Source organism: Sneathiella sp. (assembly GCF_041689005.1).
Lineage (GTDB): Bacteria > Pseudomonadota > Alphaproteobacteria > Sneathiellales > Sneathiellaceae > Sneathiella.
On the sequence record NZ_JBDNHC010000015.1, the window covers coordinates 19,166 to 37,044 of the forward strand.

The 17,879-nt window shown below is 54.4% G+C and carries 18 protein-coding genes; 9 read left to right on the top strand and 9 right to left on the bottom strand.

The window, feature by feature from the left end; genetic code table 11:
* Positions 1–17 precede the first annotated feature (17 nt).
* The 4 genes from ACESNI_RS01785 to ACESNI_RS01800 all read left to right on the top strand — a co-directional run bounded on the left by ACESNI_RS01785 (position 18) and on the right by ACESNI_RS01800 (position 2,932).
* On the top strand, positions 18–899 hold the full coding sequence (locus ACESNI_RS01785; RefSeq protein ID WP_373084412.1) for a division plane positioning ATPase MipZ: 882 nt from the start codon (positions 18–20) through the stop codon (positions 897–899).
* A gap of 34 nt (positions 900–933) precedes the next feature.
* Positions 934–1,257 carry an ArsR/SmtB family transcription factor gene (locus ACESNI_RS01790; protein WP_373084467.1) on the top strand — a complete coding sequence of 108 codons (324 nt, stop codon included), beginning with the start codon at positions 934–936 and terminating at the stop codon, positions 1,255–1,257.
* Between the two features lie 106 nt (positions 1,258–1,363).
* On the top strand, positions 1,364–2,416 hold the full coding sequence (locus ACESNI_RS01795) for a permease (protein WP_373084414.1): 1,053 nt from the start codon (positions 1,364–1,366) through the stop codon (positions 2,414–2,416).
* Positions 2,417–2,566: 150 nt separating this feature from the next.
* Complete coding sequence (locus ACESNI_RS01800) at positions 2,567–2,932, top strand: hypothetical protein (protein WP_373084416.1); 366 nt, start codon at positions 2,567–2,569, stop codon at positions 2,930–2,932.
* Between the two features lie 107 nt (positions 2,933–3,039).
* On the opposite strand, the gene pgmG is transcribed toward ACESNI_RS01800, so the two are convergent.
* The 5 genes from pgmG to ACESNI_RS01825 form a co-directional block, all read right to left on the bottom strand.
* Positions 3,040–4,419: a phosphoglucomutase/phosphomannomutase PgmG gene (gene pgmG / locus ACESNI_RS01805; protein WP_373084419.1), complete on the bottom strand. Its 1,380-nt coding sequence runs from the start codon at positions 4,417–4,419 to the stop codon at positions 3,040–3,042.
* 34 nt (positions 4,420–4,453) lie between these two features.
* Positions 4,454–5,761 carry a UDP-glucose/GDP-mannose dehydrogenase family protein gene (locus ACESNI_RS01810; protein ID WP_373084421.1) on the bottom strand — a complete coding sequence of 436 codons (1,308 nt, stop codon included), beginning with the start codon at positions 5,759–5,761 and terminating at the stop codon, positions 4,454–4,456.
* A 38-nt stretch (positions 5,762–5,799) separates the two neighbouring features.
* Positions 5,800–6,681, bottom strand: coding sequence for a UTP--glucose-1-phosphate uridylyltransferase GalU (galU, locus tag ACESNI_RS01815; RefSeq protein WP_373084422.1), 882 nt, complete (start codon positions 6,679–6,681; stop codon positions 5,800–5,802).
* A gap of 75 nt (positions 6,682–6,756) precedes the next feature.
* Positions 6,757–7,461, bottom strand: a complete 705-nt coding sequence (locus ACESNI_RS01820; RefSeq protein ID WP_373084424.1) for a DnaJ domain-containing protein — start codon at positions 7,459–7,461, stop codon at positions 6,757–6,759.
* Between the two features lie 7 nt (positions 7,462–7,468).
* A complete protein-coding gene (locus ACESNI_RS01825) occupies positions 7,469–8,176 on the bottom strand; it encodes a VWA domain-containing protein (RefSeq protein ID WP_373084426.1) in 708 nt (235 codons plus the stop codon).
* A gap of 139 nt (positions 8,177–8,315) precedes the next feature.
* Between ACESNI_RS01825 and ACESNI_RS01830 the strand changes: the two genes are divergently transcribed.
* Both ACESNI_RS01830 and ACESNI_RS01835 read left to right on the top strand, forming a co-directional pair.
* A complete protein-coding gene (locus ACESNI_RS01830) occupies positions 8,316–9,611 on the top strand; it encodes an NAD(P)/FAD-dependent oxidoreductase (RefSeq protein WP_373084428.1) in 1,296 nt (431 codons plus the stop codon).
* Entirely contained in the window at positions 9,611–10,954 is a 1,344-nt protein-coding gene (locus tag ACESNI_RS01835; protein WP_373084430.1) for an MATE family efflux transporter, read from the top strand. The genes ACESNI_RS01830 and ACESNI_RS01835 overlap by 1 nt, the downstream gene beginning before the upstream one ends.
* Positions 10,955–10,959: 5 nt before the next feature.
* On the opposite strand, the gene ACESNI_RS01840 is transcribed toward ACESNI_RS01835, so the two are convergent.
* The 3 genes from ACESNI_RS01840 to ACESNI_RS01850 form a co-directional block, all read right to left on the bottom strand.
* Complete coding sequence (locus tag ACESNI_RS01840) at positions 10,960–11,997, bottom strand: AbrB family transcriptional regulator (RefSeq protein ID WP_373084432.1); 1,038 nt, start codon at positions 11,995–11,997, stop codon at positions 10,960–10,962.
* An 85-nt stretch (positions 11,998–12,082) separates the two neighbouring features.
* Complete coding sequence (locus ACESNI_RS01845; RefSeq protein WP_373084435.1) at positions 12,083–12,805, bottom strand: hypothetical protein; 723 nt, start codon at positions 12,803–12,805, stop codon at positions 12,083–12,085.
* A gap of 8 nt (positions 12,806–12,813) precedes the next feature.
* A complete protein-coding gene (locus ACESNI_RS01850) occupies positions 12,814–13,581 on the bottom strand; it encodes an SDR family NAD(P)-dependent oxidoreductase (protein WP_373084437.1) in 768 nt (255 codons plus the stop codon).
* A gap of 181 nt (positions 13,582–13,762) precedes the next feature.
* Between ACESNI_RS01850 and ACESNI_RS01855 the strand changes: the two genes are divergently transcribed.
* Complete coding sequence (locus ACESNI_RS01855; RefSeq protein ID WP_373084440.1) at positions 13,763–14,623, top strand: MBL fold metallo-hydrolase; 861 nt, start codon at positions 13,763–13,765, stop codon at positions 14,621–14,623.
* 4 nt (positions 14,624–14,627) lie between these two features.
* Here the strand turns inward: ACESNI_RS01855 and ACESNI_RS01860 are convergent, their stop codons facing one another.
* The gene (locus ACESNI_RS01860) at positions 14,628–16,004 is read right to left on the bottom strand and encodes a serine hydrolase (RefSeq protein WP_373084442.1); all 1,377 of its coding nucleotides are present in this window, start codon (positions 16,002–16,004) and stop codon (positions 14,628–14,630) included.
* Between the two features lie 238 nt (positions 16,005–16,242).
* Between ACESNI_RS01860 and ACESNI_RS01865 the strand changes: the two genes are divergently transcribed.
* Entirely contained in the window at positions 16,243–16,932 is a 690-nt protein-coding gene (locus ACESNI_RS01865; RefSeq protein ID WP_373084444.1) for a hypothetical protein, read from the top strand.
* Between the two features lie 241 nt (positions 16,933–17,173).
* On the top strand, positions 17,174–17,734 hold the full coding sequence (locus ACESNI_RS01870) for a phasin family protein (RefSeq protein WP_373084446.1): 561 nt from the start codon (positions 17,174–17,176) through the stop codon (positions 17,732–17,734).
* Positions 17,735–17,879: the final 145 nt, after the last annotated feature.

A 17,879-nucleotide genomic window follows, 5' to 3' on the forward strand; every position in this document is an offset into this window, starting at 1 on the left:
ACGTGGAGCGAAAGAACGTGTCAAACGTGACAGTAACCGTAGAAAAAACAAAACCCGATGCGGCGGAGCAGCCGACGCGGGCGCATATCATCGTTGTCGGCAATGCCAAGGGCGGATCGGGCAAATCTACCACGGCCATGCATGTCATCGTTTCGCTGCTGACCCTCGGCTTTAAAGTCGGGGCGATTGACCTTGACGGCCAGCAGAAGACGTTGGGGCGCTATATCGAGAATCGCGAGAATTTCATCGCCAGGAAAAAGCTCAAATTGCCAATGCCGTCGCTGAAGGTAATTGAACCGAGCCCGAAAAAGAACATGGATGAGGCACAGAGTGATGAGCGCGCCCGTTTCGTCGCGGCGCTTCAGGAACTTGTCTATGCCAATAATTTTGTCGTCGTCGATTGCCCGGGTGCAGACAGCTTTATCTCCAAACTCGGTCATTCCTTTGCCGATACGCTGCTGACGCCCATGAATGATAGTTTCATCGACCTTGACCTGCTGGCAACGGTGAACGCAACCAGCATGGAAATCGAGCGTCCAAGCTGGTACAGCGAAATGGTCTGGGAGCAGCGCAAGCGGCGCGCCCTGATCGACAAACACAAGATCGACTGGGTTGTCATGCGCAACCGCCTGTCGCATACGGATGCCCATAACAAACGGCATATCGAGAAAATACTAGCCAAGCTGGCGTCGCGGATATCTTTTCGCGCGGCGGCCGGATTCGGCGAACGGGTTATTTTTCGTGAGCTGTTTCTCAAAGGCCTGACGATGCTGGACCTGAACAAGAAGGACGTCGGGGTCAAGATGTCGATGAGTCATGTCGCCGCCCGCCATGAGTTGCGCCACCTGATCAAGGCGCTTAATCTGCCGGGACTGGATGACAAAGTCGAAAAGCTCTGATGCCGCCCCGGTGGTCGAGGTTCGCATAAAAATGATGGAGACTGACGAAGCCGCTACCGCCCTTGCAAAGCTTGGGCATCCGGTCCGCCTCAGAATAGTGCAATATCTTGTTCAGGCGGGCAGTGAGGGCCTATCGGTTGGCGATATTCAAACGCTTCTGGACATACCGGCCTCAACCCTGTCACATCATATCTCCCATCTCGTCGGTGGCGGTCTCATTCAGCAGGAACGGCAATCCCGTGTCCTGCGCTGTTTTGCCAATTATGACAAGCTGTCCGATCTGGTCGCGCTGCTCACCGACAAATGCTGCCTCGGGATCGATCCGCAGGCAAAAAAGATCGCACCCGACCGCCGCTAAACAGGGCGGGTGCGCATTAATTCGATAATTATCGAAATATATGCTTGAACTTTTTTTCCATAGATGTATATTCCTTTTATAATTCTATATTTCTGGAAATAACGATATGTCCTTAGAAGAAGCCCTGCATACCTTAACGCGCACCCGCTCCGGTCTCTGGCACCTGCTCACAGACCGGGTCGTACTGGCCGCCTTGCTGATCCTTCTGGCGCTGCTCCTGATTGATCCTGCCAACGTTCTTCCCGTTCTCGACTTTTTTGGTGATGCCCTGCTGGGCATGGCGCCGTTTTTCGTGATCGCCGTCGGTCTTGCGGCCTATGTCACCGCCTCGGGCGCGGATGGTCTCATTGCCAAGGCATTTTCTGGATCCCCGGTTTCAGCGGTTGTCGCGGCTTCACTGGTCGGTGCTCTCTCTCCCTTTTGTTCTTGCGGGGTGATCCCGCTGGTCGCCTCCCTCCTGACGGCAGGGGTCCCTCTGGCGCCGGTTATGGCATTCTGGATAGCCTCCCCGATCATGGACCCCGAAGTTTTTATTTTGACGTCGGTCGGTATTGGTACAGATTTTGCGGTTGGAAAGGCGGCAATCGCGGTCATCCTCGGTTTATTCGCCGGCTTCTCCATATTGATGTTACAGCAGCGCGGATGGGCCCGTGATCCCCTTAAATCCACGTTGAAAGGGTGCCGCGCCACACTAGATTTGTCGGCACCGGTCACGGTGCATTGGCAATTCTGGAAATCGGCGGACCGCCGCCAGCAATTTGTAACCGCAGGCCTTGCCAACGGCTGGCTGATCGGTCGCTGGTTGGTGCTTGCCTTCTTGCTGGAGGCCCTGATGGTAACTTATATCCCGACGGATTTCGTCGAGACTCTGGTCGGGCAGGACAATCTGTTCGCCATACCGCTGGCCGTTCTGATTGGAATTCCGAGCTATCTCAACAGTTACGCCGCCATTCCCCTGATCAGTGGTTTACTTGACCTCGGGATGTCACAAGGGGCCGCCATGGCCTTTATGACCGCGGGTGCCGTCTCGTCAATCCCGGCCGCGATTGCTGTTTTTGGCTTGGTAAAGAAACAGATTTTTGCGACCTACCTGTTTCTCGGCATCTCGGGATCGCTCGTAACCGGTCTGGGCTGGCAATTACTGGTGAATGCCGGGTGAGTCGGGTACCGGAACTTGCATGGTGGGCCATTTTTGGATGTTGTATATCGAAAATTAACTATTACTCCTTATATTTTTTTTCATCGTGATCGTTTCGGTTTCCGGCCAATTAGGCTGTACGGGAAACGCAGATGCGAAAAGGAGGAGCGTATGTTGAAATTGGTTAACCATAGCAGGTATTTGCCCCGTCGATATTTCGGCATGCGCTCAGTCTTATCATTTGCGGTTGCAGCTTTGCTTTTCGCGGTGACGCTATTGTCATCGGGGACGGTGGATGCCGGAAAGAATGTCTGTTTTGACCGCACCGCGCTCATCAAGCATCTCAGCGGAAAATTCGAGGAAGCGCCGGTTGCTGCGGGGCTCGCCGCCAATGGAAGTGTACTGGAAGTTTTCTCCAGTCCGGATGGTGTGACCTGGACGATTGTCATAACCCAGCCCGACGGCGCCACCTGTGTTATGGCCTCCGGTGAGGCCTGGATGGGGATGAAGAAACCGAAAAAGGGAAAAATGAGTTAGTCCCATATACATGCGTCAATGAAGCGCGTGGCGTAGAGTAGGCTTCGTGATGTATATGGCGAAAAAGCCGGACCTTAACGGGTCCGGCTCTTTTGATTCTCGCTGCCCTAGAATATCGGGGCGTCGACCCCGGCTTTTTTCAAAGCGCTCTGGAGTTGGGATTTAAGCCGCGCGAGCCCGGCATCGTCTTTCGCTTCGCATCTTGCCACCAGCACCGCCTGGGTGTTGGACGCGCGTAGCAGCCACCAGCCATCCTCGGTATTCACGCGTACGCCATCGATATCGGAAAAATCGGCCCCCTCATCGGCCAGAGTATTCTGTATACGGGTGACCGCATCGAATTTCTCCTCGTCCGGGCAGGCAAACCTGAGTTCAGGTGTATTGATCATCTCTGGAAGCTCGTCGCGCATGTTCTCAAGCGTCTGTCCACTTGCACCAAGAATGTTGAGAAGCCGCAGGGCGACATAGAGGGCGTCATCAAAGCCGTAATAATGATCGTTATAAAAAATATGTCCGCTCATCTCGCCTGCCAACGGAGCATTCACTTCCTGCATTTTCGATTTTATCAGCGAATGACCGGTCCGCCACATGATAGGCTTTCCGCCGAGCTTTGCCACTTCATCGAATAGAATCTGGCTTGCTTTCACGTCGGCAATGATGGGTGCGCCGGGGTGGTTTTTCAGCACTTCCCGGGACAATATGGCGAGCAACTGGTCGCCCCAGAGGATGCGGCCGATCCCGTCGACAACGCCGATCCGGTCGCCATCCCCATCGAAGGCGATCCCGAGATCGGCCCCGGTCCCGGTAACGGTGTGGATTAAATCGCTCAGGTTTTCGGCGACCGTCGGGTCCGGATGGTGGTTGGGAAAGGTGCCGTCGATCTCGTCAAAAAGCAGTAGATGCCGACCGGGCAGTTTGGCGACGACTTGCCGCAAGGTCTCGCCGGTGACGCCGTTCCCACAGTCCCAGACAACGGATAGATCCCGTCCCGCATTGAAATCCTTCAGAATACGGGTGACATAGTCGGTTCTCGTCGGCTTGTCGATAACCTTGCCCTCTCCTTCGGCGAAGGGGCCCTTGGCACTGAGTTTTCCCAGCTCCTGGATTTGATCACCGTAAAAGGACTTGCCGCCCAGCATCATTTTGAAACCGTTATGGTTCGGCGGATTATGCGACCCGGTGATCATGATACCACCGCCTGCTTCCAGCGCGTAAGTCGAATAGTAGAGCATTGGCGTTGGCCCCATGCCAATATCGAATACATCAATACCGGTGGCCGTGAGCCCACGAACCAACGCCGACTTGAGGACGGGGGAAGTCTCGCGGCCATCATAGCCAACGGCGACATTGCTGTGGCCCTGTTGCGAAAGCAGCGTCCCGAATGCCCGGCCTATCGCCTCGGCGTCGGCCTCAAACAAGGTTTCATCAATGATTCCCCGGATATCATATTCTCGCAGAATTGTCGGATTAAACTGATGACCGTTCATGGTGGCGTCACTTTCCTGTCCGTGTTGGCGGATATTATATCGGGCGGCCGATACTGGTATAGGCGAAGCCCTTGTCCGTCATATCAGCCGGATCGTAAATATTGCGTAAATCGACCATCACCGGTGTTTTCATAAGCGATTTAACACGTGTAAGGTCGAGGGCGCGGAACTCATTCCATTCAGTGATGATGACCAAAGCATCTGCATTTTCCAGCGTCCCATAGGAATTCTGGCAAAATTCGACACCGTCGAGGAGGGGACGGGCCTCATCCATGCCTTCCGGATCATAGGCGCGGACCGTTGCCCCGGCCGTAATAAGCGCAGGCAGGATATCAAGGCTGGGGCTTTCACGCATATCGTCCGTATTGGGCTTGAAAGTCAGCCCGAGAACGGCAATTATCTTGCCCGCGACTGACCCACCACAGGCCTCCGTAATCCGGGCCGCCATTTGCCGTTTGCGCGTTTCGTTAATATTAATGACAGCCTCGACAATCTTGAGCGGTGCGCCGACATCGGAGGAAGTCTCAAACAAAGCGCGGGTGTCCTTTGGAAAGCAGGAGCCGCCAAAGCCCGGTCCGGCATGCAGAAACTTGCTGCCGATCCGGCCATCGAGCCCGATCCCGCGAGCCACGTCATGGACATTGGCGCCCACCTTTTCGCAAAGGTCGGCAATTTCATTGATAAAGGTGATCTTGGTCGCCAGGAACGCATTGCCTGCGTATTTCGTGAGTTCCGAGCTTTCAATGCTGGTAAAGACAAGCGGCGTCCGGGACAGGGATAACGGCCGGTATATGGCCGACATCACATCCTGCGCGCGCTTTTCCGTGGTGCCGACAACCACGCGGTCCGGGCGCATGAAATCCTCTATCGCCGCGCCTTCGCGCAGGAACTCGGGGTTGGAGACCACATCAAATTCGGCAGATGGATTAGCCTCCTGCACAATTCGGCCAACCTCACGGCCGGTTCCCACGGGCACAGTGGATTTTGTGACAATTACCGTATAGCCATTTAGCGCCGCCGCAATTTCCTTGGCGGCTGCATAGACATAGGTGAGGTCGGCGCGGCCGTCCCCGCGTCGGCTCGGCGTGCCGACGGCGATGAAGACGGCGTCCGCATTGGCAACGGCTTCTTTCAGATCAGTGCCGAATTTAAGATGCCCGGCTTTCGCGTTTTTTTCGATCATCGCCTGCAAGCCGGGTTCGAAAATCGGAACTTTACCGTTGTTAAGGCTCTTGATTTTCTCTTTATCCGTATCGATACAGATGACTTCGTGACCGAACTCCGAGAAACAGGTTCCGGAGACAAGCCCCACATACCCGGTTCCAATGACAGCAATATGCATTCCGAAAAACTCCGTCCTACTTTAATGAAACTCGTTGCCTAAAAGTCGCGGGCAAATTTTGAAATGAAATTTTTCACATCGTCCCGCATATCCTCGCGGTTGAGTGCGAACGCGATATTTGCTTCGAGAAAGCCGATCTTGTCACCGCAATCGAACCGGGTACCGTCAAATTTCATGCCGAAAAACGGATCATGGCCGAGAAGCGAGGAGAGCGCGTCGGTCAACTGGATTTCATTTCCCGCGCCCCGGCTCTGGTTCTCCAGAATGTCAAAAACCTTCGGCTCAAGAATATAGCGGCCGATAACTGCGAGATTTGACGGCGCTTTTGCCGGTTCCGGCTTTTCTACCAATCCAAGTATTTCGACAAGATTGCCGTCTTCCTTGCCGGGGCTGAGGATGCCGTAGCGGGAGGTATGAGCATTCGGCACTTCCATGACCGCCAGCATGTTTCCGCCGCCGGCCTTTTCCCGCGCCGCCGTCATCTGGGCTAGGCACGGCGTGTCCGCCAGGATCAGGTCGTCGGCGAGAATGACGGCGAATGGCTCATTGCCGACAAGGCGTTTCGCGCACCAGACCGCATGGCCGAGGCCCAGCGCTTCCTGCTGGCGGATATAGGCGACGGTTCCGGCATCTGCGACGCTGGCATGAAGTTCGGCGAGCAAACCTTCTTTAGAGCGTTCATTCAAAACGCTTTCCAGCTCATAGGACCGGTCGAAATGATCTTCGATGATTGTCTTGCCGCGGCCGGTCACAAAAATGAATTCTTCAATTCCAGCCTCGCGGGCCTCTTCAACCGCATACTGGATGAGCGGCTTGTCGACAACCGGCAGCATTTCCTTTGGCATGGCTTTGGTCGCCGGTAGAAATCTTGTGCCTAGGCCACCAACAGGGAACACGGCTTTGCGAACTTTTTGGGACATGCCTAATATTGCTTTCCTGAATTTTGTTGCGAAATTTATGACATTTTGCCCGCCGCCAAGGCAAGCATTGATTTGTTATGTTTTGAGGAGGAAGTCCTTTGCCTCGTTGAGTTTAGCGGCCATATAGTCTGACCCGTTGTGATCGGGATGGAATTTTTTCATCAATCGGCGATGGGCTTTCTTGATTTCTTCGGTAGTTGCGTCGCTCTCAAGCTCCAGAATGTTAAAAGCCTCCTGACGCGACATCGGACCGTCGGTCGCGCGGGCTCTGGTTTCCTGCTCCTTCGAGCCTGTCCCGGCACCCTCTTCGAACGCTGGGTCTTCCGAAAAGTTCCGCTCAAGAAAGGTATTGAGGATGGCGACCGTTTGCTCGTCCGCAGCGGCCTCGCGGCGAAAATCGAGAAGCTGCTGCAGCGACAGGGCGGATAATTTCTCCCCTGCAAACCGCCCCTGTAAAATTTCGCCATCCATGTCCCCAGTGTCGTGGTTCAATGTCGCCCGCAACCAGTTTGTTTTCACATCCGATTTTTGCCCCTGTGAGGGCCTGCTGCCGCCAAAAAAAGGTTTGTCGCGGAAGAAAAACAGGGCGGCGAGGGCAAGCGGCGGGGCAAAGACGAACCGTCCCGTCAGGGCGAAAAAAGCGGCCGCAGCACCAAGTAAAACGACGGCGGTAATGCGAAGGGCCTTGACCAGTTTCTTGGGGTCGGCACCCGCAAGACTCTGTCCGCCAATGACCAAAGCCAGAAGCAGGGCGGCGCCAATGATGAAATAAGCCAGCATCCGGGTGCTACCTGACTTGCTTTAGGAGCAAAAGGGTTTCTCCGCCGGTCTTTTCACTGAAGTCGCGGAGCGCCTTCCGTCCGCCCGCGGCATAGGCGGCGACAGCCCGTAGCAAATTCCGGAGCATTGCGGCGCTAGCGCTGTCAAACCGGCAGTAGGCGCCGCCGCTCAGTTTGGCAATTTGTCGAAAGCATTGTTCGGCGCGGGTGTCATGTCCTTCCTGAAACACAAAGACCGGCACACCCAGAAGCCCGAGCTGACCGGCTAGATGACAGAGTTTATCCGCATCCTCCTCCATGCAGTCGCCGACATAGACAAGGGCATTGATCGGGTCTTTATTGGTTTGCTTGAGCGCGTGCTTAAGGACCTTGCCGATTTGAGTTTGGCCACCGAGGCAATAGACCTTTGACATCGGGCGGGCCAATGTCCGGCTGTCCGTCGTCCAGGCGGTTGCCCTGAATTCGCCGAACCCGCGGAAAAAGGCGATCTGCAGTTCGAGACCGCCGATGGCGGCGGCTTCCTCAAACATTTCCCGCTGGAGATGCGCGGCACGATCCCAGGTCGGCTGACGGCTTGCGGTGGCGTCAATGGCAAAAATCAGGCGACCATTTTTCCCCGACGTTGAGCGTGCGGGAGTAGATGCCACTTTTTCCAGAAATTCGGCCACGTCATCCTTGGTCGATTTCTGTATCGGTTTTTCAATATCTTTTGCCACAAAAACAAATTCCGATCCATTGTACCTTTTCCAGATAAGTCCGCCGGGGTAAAATTTCAATTCCGCATCAATTGCGCTTGCTGAAATGCGGCCGGTCTGCTCTGTATATTCTAAATGTTATAGCATCATTGGACAATAAATGGTTAACCAACACGCGACCGACTTGATCAAAGAGCCCTACTGGTGGGAGGCGGCGAGACCAGAAGGGCAGATCGGCGACATGCCGGAAAGCCCCTCTGACGTTGTTATCGTCGGCGGCGGTTATACCGGCCTTTCTGCGGCGCTGACGCTGGCCAAGCGCGGTCTCTCAGTGACAGTGCTGGAGGCGGAAATGCCGGGCTATGGCGCGAGCAGCCGCAACGGCGGGATGATCGGCAATATGCTGAAACCTGGTCTTTCCGGGCTGATTGATATGTATGGCCCGGATAAGGGGTGCGCCATTTACAAGGAAGCGCTTGCCTCTGTCGCCTTCATCCGTGACCGGATTACAGAGGAGGAAATCGACTGTGATCTGGCACTGACCGGCCGATTCTATCCGGCCGTTCTTGCCAAGGACCTGGCGGGGATGACACGGGATTTTGAAGTCCGGCAGAAATACCTCAATATCCCCGAAGAGATGGTTGCCAACGGGGAGTATGGTGAAGATGTCGACAGCGCTTGCTACACCGGCGGATTGAGACAGCATCATACGGGCGGCCTGCATCCGGGGAAATATGCGAAGGGGCTGGCGACCGCCGCGATCCGTGCCGGGGCAAACGTTGTCGCGCCGGTTCGGGCCGAGACAATTACCAAGTCCCAAGGCGGATTCATGGTCGGGACAGCGCGCGGGGAGATAGCTGGGCGGCATTTGTTGCTGGCTACAAACGGATATAGCGGCGCGCTTTCTCCCTTCGTACAGAAGCGCATTATTCCGATTGGTAGTACGATGATTGCAACGGAGGAGTTGTCAGAAAACCTGGTTTCTAGCCTGTTTCCCACAAAACGGATGATTACCGATACACGCAAGATGCTGAGCTATTACCGTCCGTCCCCGGATGGCAAGCGGGTCCTGCTTGGCGCCCGGCCCAGTATTTTTCAGGCAACACCGGAACAACAGGCGATAGCCCTCAAAAAGGCGCTGGTGTCGATATTTCCGCAGCTTGCCGCTACGGCTGTATCGCATGTCTGGTCCGGAAAGGTTGCCTATGATTTCGCGGCCCTGCCGGCCATCGGGGAGCATGACGGCATTCACTATGCCATGGGATATTGCGGCTCGGGCGTCGCAATGTCCGGTTACCTCGGCCATAAGGCGGCGCTCAAGATCTTGGGCGACGCGGAGGGGGACACCGCCTTCGATGGCCTGCCGTTCGACGGTCGTTTCTATTACAGGGGGACACCCTGGTTCGTGCCGGTCGCCATGATCGGATACCGGATCAGGGACTATTTAGGCATCTGATGGCGTCGATATCGATGACCCTGTCCCGCTTTTTCTCGCGGCCGAGCCACGGAGAGACCTGGCGACTGGCCTGGCCGATTATCCTGTCCAACTCATCCGTACCACTGCTGGGCGCGGTCGATACAGCCGTTGTCGGGCATCTGCCGGACCCGCACTATATTGGTTCCGTTGCCATCGGCGCATTGATCTTCAGCTTCCTCTACTGGGGGTTCGGATTCTTACGCATGGGTACGACCGGGTTCATCGCCCAAGCCGCCGGGGAGGGCGATGCGAACGAGGTCAGGGCGATACTCGCCCGGGCGATGCTGCTGTCACTCGGGATATCGGTTCTCATATTGCTTGCGCAGGGGGTTGTCCTTTGGCTCGCAATGTTCCTGATCGATGGATCTGATCTTGTTGAGGCCGGGGCAAGCCGCTATTTCTCCATTCGCGTCTGGGGGGCGCCCGCTGTTCTCGCTAACTATGCGCTGATGGGATTTTTCATCGGCATTCGGGAAACCCGGGCGGCCCTCACGGTCCAGATTTTCATGAACGGCCTCAATGTCATTCTTGACCTTGTTTTCGTGATGGGGCTGGACTGGGACGTCGGCGGGGTCGCGGCCGCAACGGCGATATCCGAGACACTGGCGGTCGGTCTTGGCCTCCTGCTCGCGCGGCGCCATCTGGCCCGGCTCGGCGGTGTCTGGCAGAAATCAGCCATTCTCGCCCTCGCCAAGCTTAGCCGGTTGCTGGCGGTCAATCTTGACATTTTCATCCGCACGATTTTGCTGATATTTGCCTTCTCCTACTTCACCGCGGAGGCGGCCAAGCAGGGCGATGTCACGCTTGCGGCGATTGCCGTGCTAATGAATTTCATGCAGTTCATCGCCTTCGGGCTAGATGGATTTGCCTTTGCGGCGGAGGGCCTCGTCGGCACCGCCATTGGCGCGCGAAAACCAGAAAAGCTGCGGGAGATTGTGTATGTCAGCAGTTTCTGGGCGCTCGTTGTCGCCGGGCTGTATTCACTGGTGTATCTTGTCTTCGGCACGGCCATTATCGATCTGCTGACCGGGATACCCGAGGTGAGAACTGTTGCTTACGGCTATCTTCCCTGGCTTATCGTGGCGCCGCTCATCTCGATCTGGTCCTATCAGTTGGACGGCATCTTTATCGGGGCTGTGCAATCCAAAGAAATGCGCAACGGCATGATCATCTCCTTCATTTTTTACATGATCGCCATGAAGGTTTTCGGGGATATCTGGGGCACCAACGGCTTATGGGCAGCCTTGATGCTGTTTATGGGCACGAGGGCGGTGACGCTCGCGCTCGTCTATCCCCGGGTGGAGCGGTCCGCGATGCGGTGATGGGGTCATTTCCGCCTCGTTATCATCCGCTGGAAGCTTGAATGAACAATCGGCACGATTGCGATAATCAGGCTGATGCGAATAACATGCATGATGGACACGAAGGCAACATCAATGCCGAGTGCAAGGGCGACCAGAGACATTTCGGCAAGTCCGCCGGGACTGAGCGCCAAGATGACACCGGCCACTGTGACTCCGATGGCATCGGCAAACAACAAGCCAAAGATTGTGGCAATCATGACCATGATGAAGGTCGAGATGATGCTTAAGCCAATGACATGGCGGATGTCGCGGAATTTGGTGCCGAGGAAGCGCGCGCCTATGGCGGTGCCGATTACAAGTTGCGACAGATAGACAAGCGCCATCGGCGGGGCGACGTCGGTAATGCCGATAATCTGGAAAAGAGCAGTTACCAGCAGCGGACCCATCAGGTGATAGGCGGGGAGGCGGCATAGATAACCGGCCCCGTAGCCGATAATCAGGGCAACAATCAGCCAGCCATCGCCGGTTAGCTCGTTGATCGACCCAAACATCGGAATCATTTTTGCCGTGCCGGGGACGCCAACGACATAGCGGAAAAACATGGGCACCGTCATCACCAGAATAAGAATGCGTGAGGCATGGATCAGGGCGATAGTCGGGCCGCTGCCGCCTTTGGCCTCTCCGACTTCATACATGACGTTGAGCCCGCCGGGTGCGGCCGAAAAATAGGCGGTGACAGGATCGAATTTTCCGACCTTACGGTAGAAAATATAGACCAGGGACATGGATAAAATGATACTGAGAACCAGCAGCACGACGCCGCCACTCCACCGTCCGATGGCATTCACAGTGTCTGGGGTGAAGCCGCTTCCCAGCATGACGCCGAGAATTGCCGTCATGAATTTGCGCAGGCTGTCATTAACTGTAAGATCAATACCGCGCAGCGCGGCGATGGTCGAAAAACACATCGATCCCAGCATCCAGGCGAGTGGCAGCCCGGCGGCATAAAATAGTCCACCACCGATGCCGCCGACAAGCAGCGCTTTAAGATTCCGCGTCATTCTCTAGTTACCTCGTTGTCACTGCATGTCCGTCCTGTAGACCTTAACAGACCCTGAAAGAGGAACAGGGTATCCCCGGCCGCAGCTATTTAAGAATAGTCGTCACGGCGGGATGGTCAAATTTTTGTGTATTCCGGCGGAGATATTTTGTTCTCTCGGCCCGGATCGCTGCGTCGTCAATCGTCTCCCGGATAAATTCATGCAAGTCCATGCCCGGCGCAATCCCGTCGCGTAATGCCGACTGGATCTGAAGCTGGTCATAGGCTGGAAACGGGTTGGCCTCAGATTTAATGCCCGCAAGAGTAATGGGTGTTCCTTTCAGGACAAGGCTGCCGTGACGACTGATATAGGCGTAGATACTGTCAAGCGGTCCGTGTGCCGCGCAATCGATTGAGACACCATCAAGCCGGGCATAACGGTAGTTGGCCCCGATAGCCTCGCTTTCGTGCATCTTTTCGAGCTGCACAGGGGTAAGCCATGTTATATGGACGAAGGAGCGGGCCCCAGGCGCGAGACTTAAACCTGCCGCCACGGACCCGTAGCCTGAAAAATGCGCCGAATAGGTGCAGCAAATATCTTGCAGGACGGCTGCGGTGACGGGAATAGGATTCTCGGCGGCAGCCCCGAATTTTCGGAATAGCTGCTCCGGGGCACCGTTTGAGCCGCAGGCGAGAACCGGGACGAGATCATCAAAACGCGTTCCGGACGGAAGCACCTCTGCGGCCCCGTTCGTAAACAGGAACGAGTGGTCCGGTCTCGGATACGGATAGCCAAGGGCGCGGGCTATAACGTCGTCGATAGCAGGCATTTGGCGCCTTAGCGGCTGAGATGCATTCCGCCGTCGAGAATGATCGTCTCGCCGGTGATCATGGCTGCCCCCTCTACGAACCAGACGGCGGTTTCGGCGATATCTTCGGGCTGGGCGACTTTCTTCAGGGGAACCTTCTTGATCAGGCTCTCTTTATAGGCATTGTATTTATCTTCGCCGTATCCCTCAAGAAGCCAGCGGGTTTCAATAAACCCGGGGCAGATGGCATTGACCCTTATCTCCGGTCCTAATGTCCGGGCAAGGGCTTTGGTCATCGAATTGAGACCGCCCTTAGAGGCAACATAGGCAATGCTGGAGCCCGTTCCGTGGGTCCCGGCGACGGAGGAAATCATGACGATTGAGCCGTTCCCGGTTTCCCGCATGTAGGGGGCAACGGCGCGGGACATCTGGAAAGGTCCAATGGTGTTGACGGCATAGATCTCTTGAAAATCCTCTGCCGACAACCCATCGAGGTCATGATGGGCGACAAATTTCGTCCGCCCGGCATTATTCACGAGGGCATCCAGGCGCCCCCATTTATCCATGGCTGCCTTGGCCATGTCGCGACAATCCTGATCTTTTGAGACATCGCCCTGAAACAGCAGTGTCTCCACTCCTGCCGCGGCGCAGGCGGCGAGGGTTTCCTCTGCTTCCTTCAGGCTCTTGGTGTAATTGATAACGACATTATACCCCTTGTTCGCGAGTGCGACGGCGATGGCGGCACCGGCCCCCGTGGCGGATCCGGTGACGATGGCAACCTTGTTCGATGAAGTCATGACGTGTCCCATTTATTCTTGTTAGTATAGGCTTCACAGTAACGAAAAATACTTTGCAGATACAATGGAAAAGGCACCGGATTTCCGGAAGTTTGATTGGATGGGGAAAGTTATCCTGTCAACAAGCGGTGAAATTATCTAAAATCAGTTTATATATGTGCCTTGAATCAGGGAGAGATAGATGAATCCGGTTGTCACGGCGTTTTTTCACAAACCGACCTATACGGTGAGCTACGTTGTCTCCGATCCGCAAAGTCGCAAGGCGGTTGTCATCGATAGCGTTCTGGACTTTGACTACAGCGCTGGTCGGACAGGAACCATGGCCGCCGATGACATTGTTGACTTTATCGTGGCGGAAAAGCTGGAGGTCGACTGGATATTGGAGACCCATGTTCATGCAGACCATTTGACGGCAGCGCCTTATCTTCAGAAGAAACTCGGCGGTTTGTTGGCAATCGGGTCGGGTGTTACCGCCGTTCAGTCCCGGTTCGGAGAAATTTATAATTTCGGTGATGAGATGCCGAAGGATGGGTCCCAGTTCCAGCACTTGTTTGCCGACAATGAAAAAATTGACGTGGGCGGCATGACCATCAATGTCATTTTTGTTCCCGGACATACACCGGGCTGTGTTGCCTATAAAATCGGTAATGCCGTATTTGTGGGGGATACATTGTTCATGCCCGATTACGGGACAGCGCGCTGCGATTTCCCTGGTGGGGATGCGCGGGAGCTTTACCGCTCCATTCACAAAATCCTGTCATTGCCGGACGAGACCCGGCTGTTCATGTGTCATGACTACGGACCCAACGGCCGGCCGTTCGCCTGGGAGACCACTGTCGCCAGGCAAAAGTCCGGCAATATTCATATTCGGGATGGCGTCAGTGAAGATGAGTTTGTCAAAATGCGGCGGGCGCGGGATGCGACCCTGTCAATGCCGGGTCTGATAATCCCCTCGATACAGGTGAATATGCAGGCTGGAAAGTTTCCAAAAGCCGAAGACAATGACGTCTCATACCTGAAAGTGCCGCTGGATCTGATATAACGGGTCAGGAATCGCTTTTCTGGGCAACAAAGGTTTGCCGCATGTTTAAATTCGGGGCAACTACGAAACAGGAAAAGCGCCGCTCCGACAGATTGCTGCACGCCTGCCGGGCATCCGACTCGTTAAACCCGACCAACTGAGCCCGGTAAAAAGGCTTGCCCTCGGAGATCGACTTTTCGATATTGACCCGGTGTCCATCTAGAACGCCGTCTGCTTGCTTGACGGCCATGTCGAGCTGATTGCGGGCCGTTGTAACCAGCGTGTAAGCACCGATCTGGATTGCCCATTCGGATTGCGGGGCGGTAATCGCGACATTGGTGACGTCGACCTTTCCGGTGCTCACTGTCCGGATGTGCTGGATCGGTGCGGGCGGGACGGGAACGGATATAGCCGGATCGGCCACGCTTGCGACCTTAACCGCAACATCCCCGTCATGGGTCTGGTGAAGGGCTATGCGCACGGGTTTGCTGGTTGGCCGCGGAACAACAAACGGGGGCAGTGTTTCAACGCGGGCGAAACCCCGGTCAAGTAATTTCGTCATTTGCGCGTCCCGGCTTTTTGCTGTGCGGCCACCAAAGATAACGCCGATCAGGCGTTTGTCTCCGCGTTTCGCCGAGGCCACCAAATTAAATCCGGACGCCCGGATGTAGCCTGTCTTGATGCCGTCTGCGCCTTCATATTTATTCAGGAGATTGTTATGATTTTTAAAGGCCCGGCCATTGTAATCGAACTTCTCCAGCGACATGAAATGATAATATTGCGGAAAGTCGTGAATGAGCGCGGCGCCAAGAACGGCCATATCACGCGCCGTACTCATCTGCCAGCGATTGGGAAGACCGCTGGCATTGCGAAAGCTGGTCCGCCGCATACCGAGTTTATGTGCCATTGCGGTCATGTTGCGGGCAAACGCGGCCTCCGATGGGGCCAGCCCCTCGGCCAGCACTGTGGCGGCATCATTGGCAGATTTGGTGATCAGGCCGAACATGGCATTCTGAACGCTGATCGTGGTTCCTTTTTTCAGCCCGAGTTTTGTGGGCGCCTGTCCGGCGGCCCGGGCCGAAACTGAAAGATTCTGGTTGAGCTTCAATCGCCCGTGCTTGAGGGCATCAAAAGTCATATAGAGCGTCATTATTTTTGTAAGCGATGCCGGATAAAGCTTGTGATCGGGGTTTTTGGAATACAGTACCTCGCCAGTGCGGCTGTCCATAACCAGAGCTGCATATTTGGCAAAACTTGTCGTTGGCGAAAACAGAATGGTGATCGTCAACAGTGCCAGAAGAATGGGCAATAGGCGGGTCTTCGCGGACCGCGCAGAAGTGGCCGATGTATCCAGCCCGGTCGCGGGCATTTGCCGGGAATTATATTTGTGTTCGTGTTTCAAAAAGAAACCTGTTTTTTTAATGTTACTGGTACGATTACGCTGGATTTCCCCGGCTTGGCGGGAGTGTAGAAAATCAAGCGAATCATGTCCATCAAAATCCGGATTTAATTTTTTGTTTCCTGGTATCAGCACTGCTATATCCGTGTGTAGGTCCGAAATCATTGAAAAATCGACTATAGGGCGTGATAGTTAATATCCGGTAACTAATCCTGATGTTAAATTTAAAGGGAAAACAGCCATGACAGGGTTTCGCAGATTATCCGCAATCGTTCTTTTCGCCGCCGTGTTGGCTTCCTGCGCCTCCGAGCCGGGGGGCACAAACAATCCGATCATGCGGCCATTCCAGTGGTTTTCCTATGCCAATGGCGATGATATTCGCAACGTCTGTGTTCCGGGCCGGAATTCCCGCTACCGGTTAATCTATAATGCTCTCTATGATGAACAGGTCCGCACCTATGATATTGTCCAGCTACTCACCTCGAAAGAGGCGACGCAGGTGACACGGGTGTTCTCGGGCGGGATCAATGCGGACTGGAACCTGGCCTCTTCCGGTTTCGATCCGCACGCCACGCAGCAGAGCCGGGAGATTATCAGCATCAGCGATCTGGTCGCCATTGAACAGGCCCTGATCAAATCGGGTTTTGAACAGCCCGCGATCAAGGGGCAGATATTGCATTCGGACAGTTTCTACTGGATTGCCATGGTGTGCCGCGACGGGATATTTAAATATTATGCTTGGACTGACAGGAATGCCGACATTAAGAAATTGCCATTTCGCGAGGTACTGGCCAAGGGGGACGAGACGGGGGTCGCGCTCGTCGATCCTTATGCGCCGACATTCCCTGGCCGCGGGTCGCGCTATTATAACGGGCGCGGGGGCAAGACCTATTTCACGATGCAGGTCGGAGACAACGGACTTATCCAATAGTTTATATTAGAAATATCTGAATTTTTTTCAGAGTTTGAAACAACAAAACCCGCTTACGCGAGAGATGATAGATTTTTATGTTAAAATATTTATTTAAAAACAATTGGTTATGAATATTTCATATTATTGCTGCAGTGCACAAAAAAACCATTGACATTAACCAAGCGCATATTATATACAATTCATATTGTTGCAGTGCAGCAAAACCAATTCTAGGCGCAACTGAGAAAGGTTTAAGTCAATGACTACGAAAACATCAAAAATAAATGCAGCGGATACAGCTGCTGTTACCAAGGAAATCGAAGACATGGTCGCATCTGGCCGTAAATCGCTTCAGGATGCTTTTATCAATGGCACGGAAACTGCTGAAAAAGCGTTCAAGTCCAACAGCGAAACTTTCAAGACCAACTATGAAAAAGTTGTCTCCGAAGGCAAGTCCGGTTTTGAAAAAGCGATCAAGTCACTTGAGGGTTCGCAGTTCTACGACAAGAACAACGCTGAATCTTTCGTGAAGGCGAGCAATACCGCGGTTGAGAAAAGCGAAAAAATCGGCGCGGCGATGATTGACTTCGGAACCGGCCAGCTTCAGGAAGCTTTCAACGTCGCACGGTCAATCGCAGAAACCGATGATGTTACCAAGGCTGTTGAAATCCAGACAGAATATGCACGGTCTGCTGTTCAGAATTATATGTCCGAATGTGGAAAGTTCAATTCACTGATGACCGACGCAGCGAAATCCGTCATGGAGCCGTTTAGCGCACAATATGCCAACAGCATCGACATGTTTTCCAAGCATGCCTAAGCTTGGCTAACATAAGACGCATCTTGAAAAAGCCCGGTTAATTCCGGGCTTTTTTGCTTCTGGCGGTGTTGCCGATCACTTTATTTATTATTTTTTGCGGAAGGTAACAATTTTTTTTGAATTTCCTGATAAGATATATACTTAC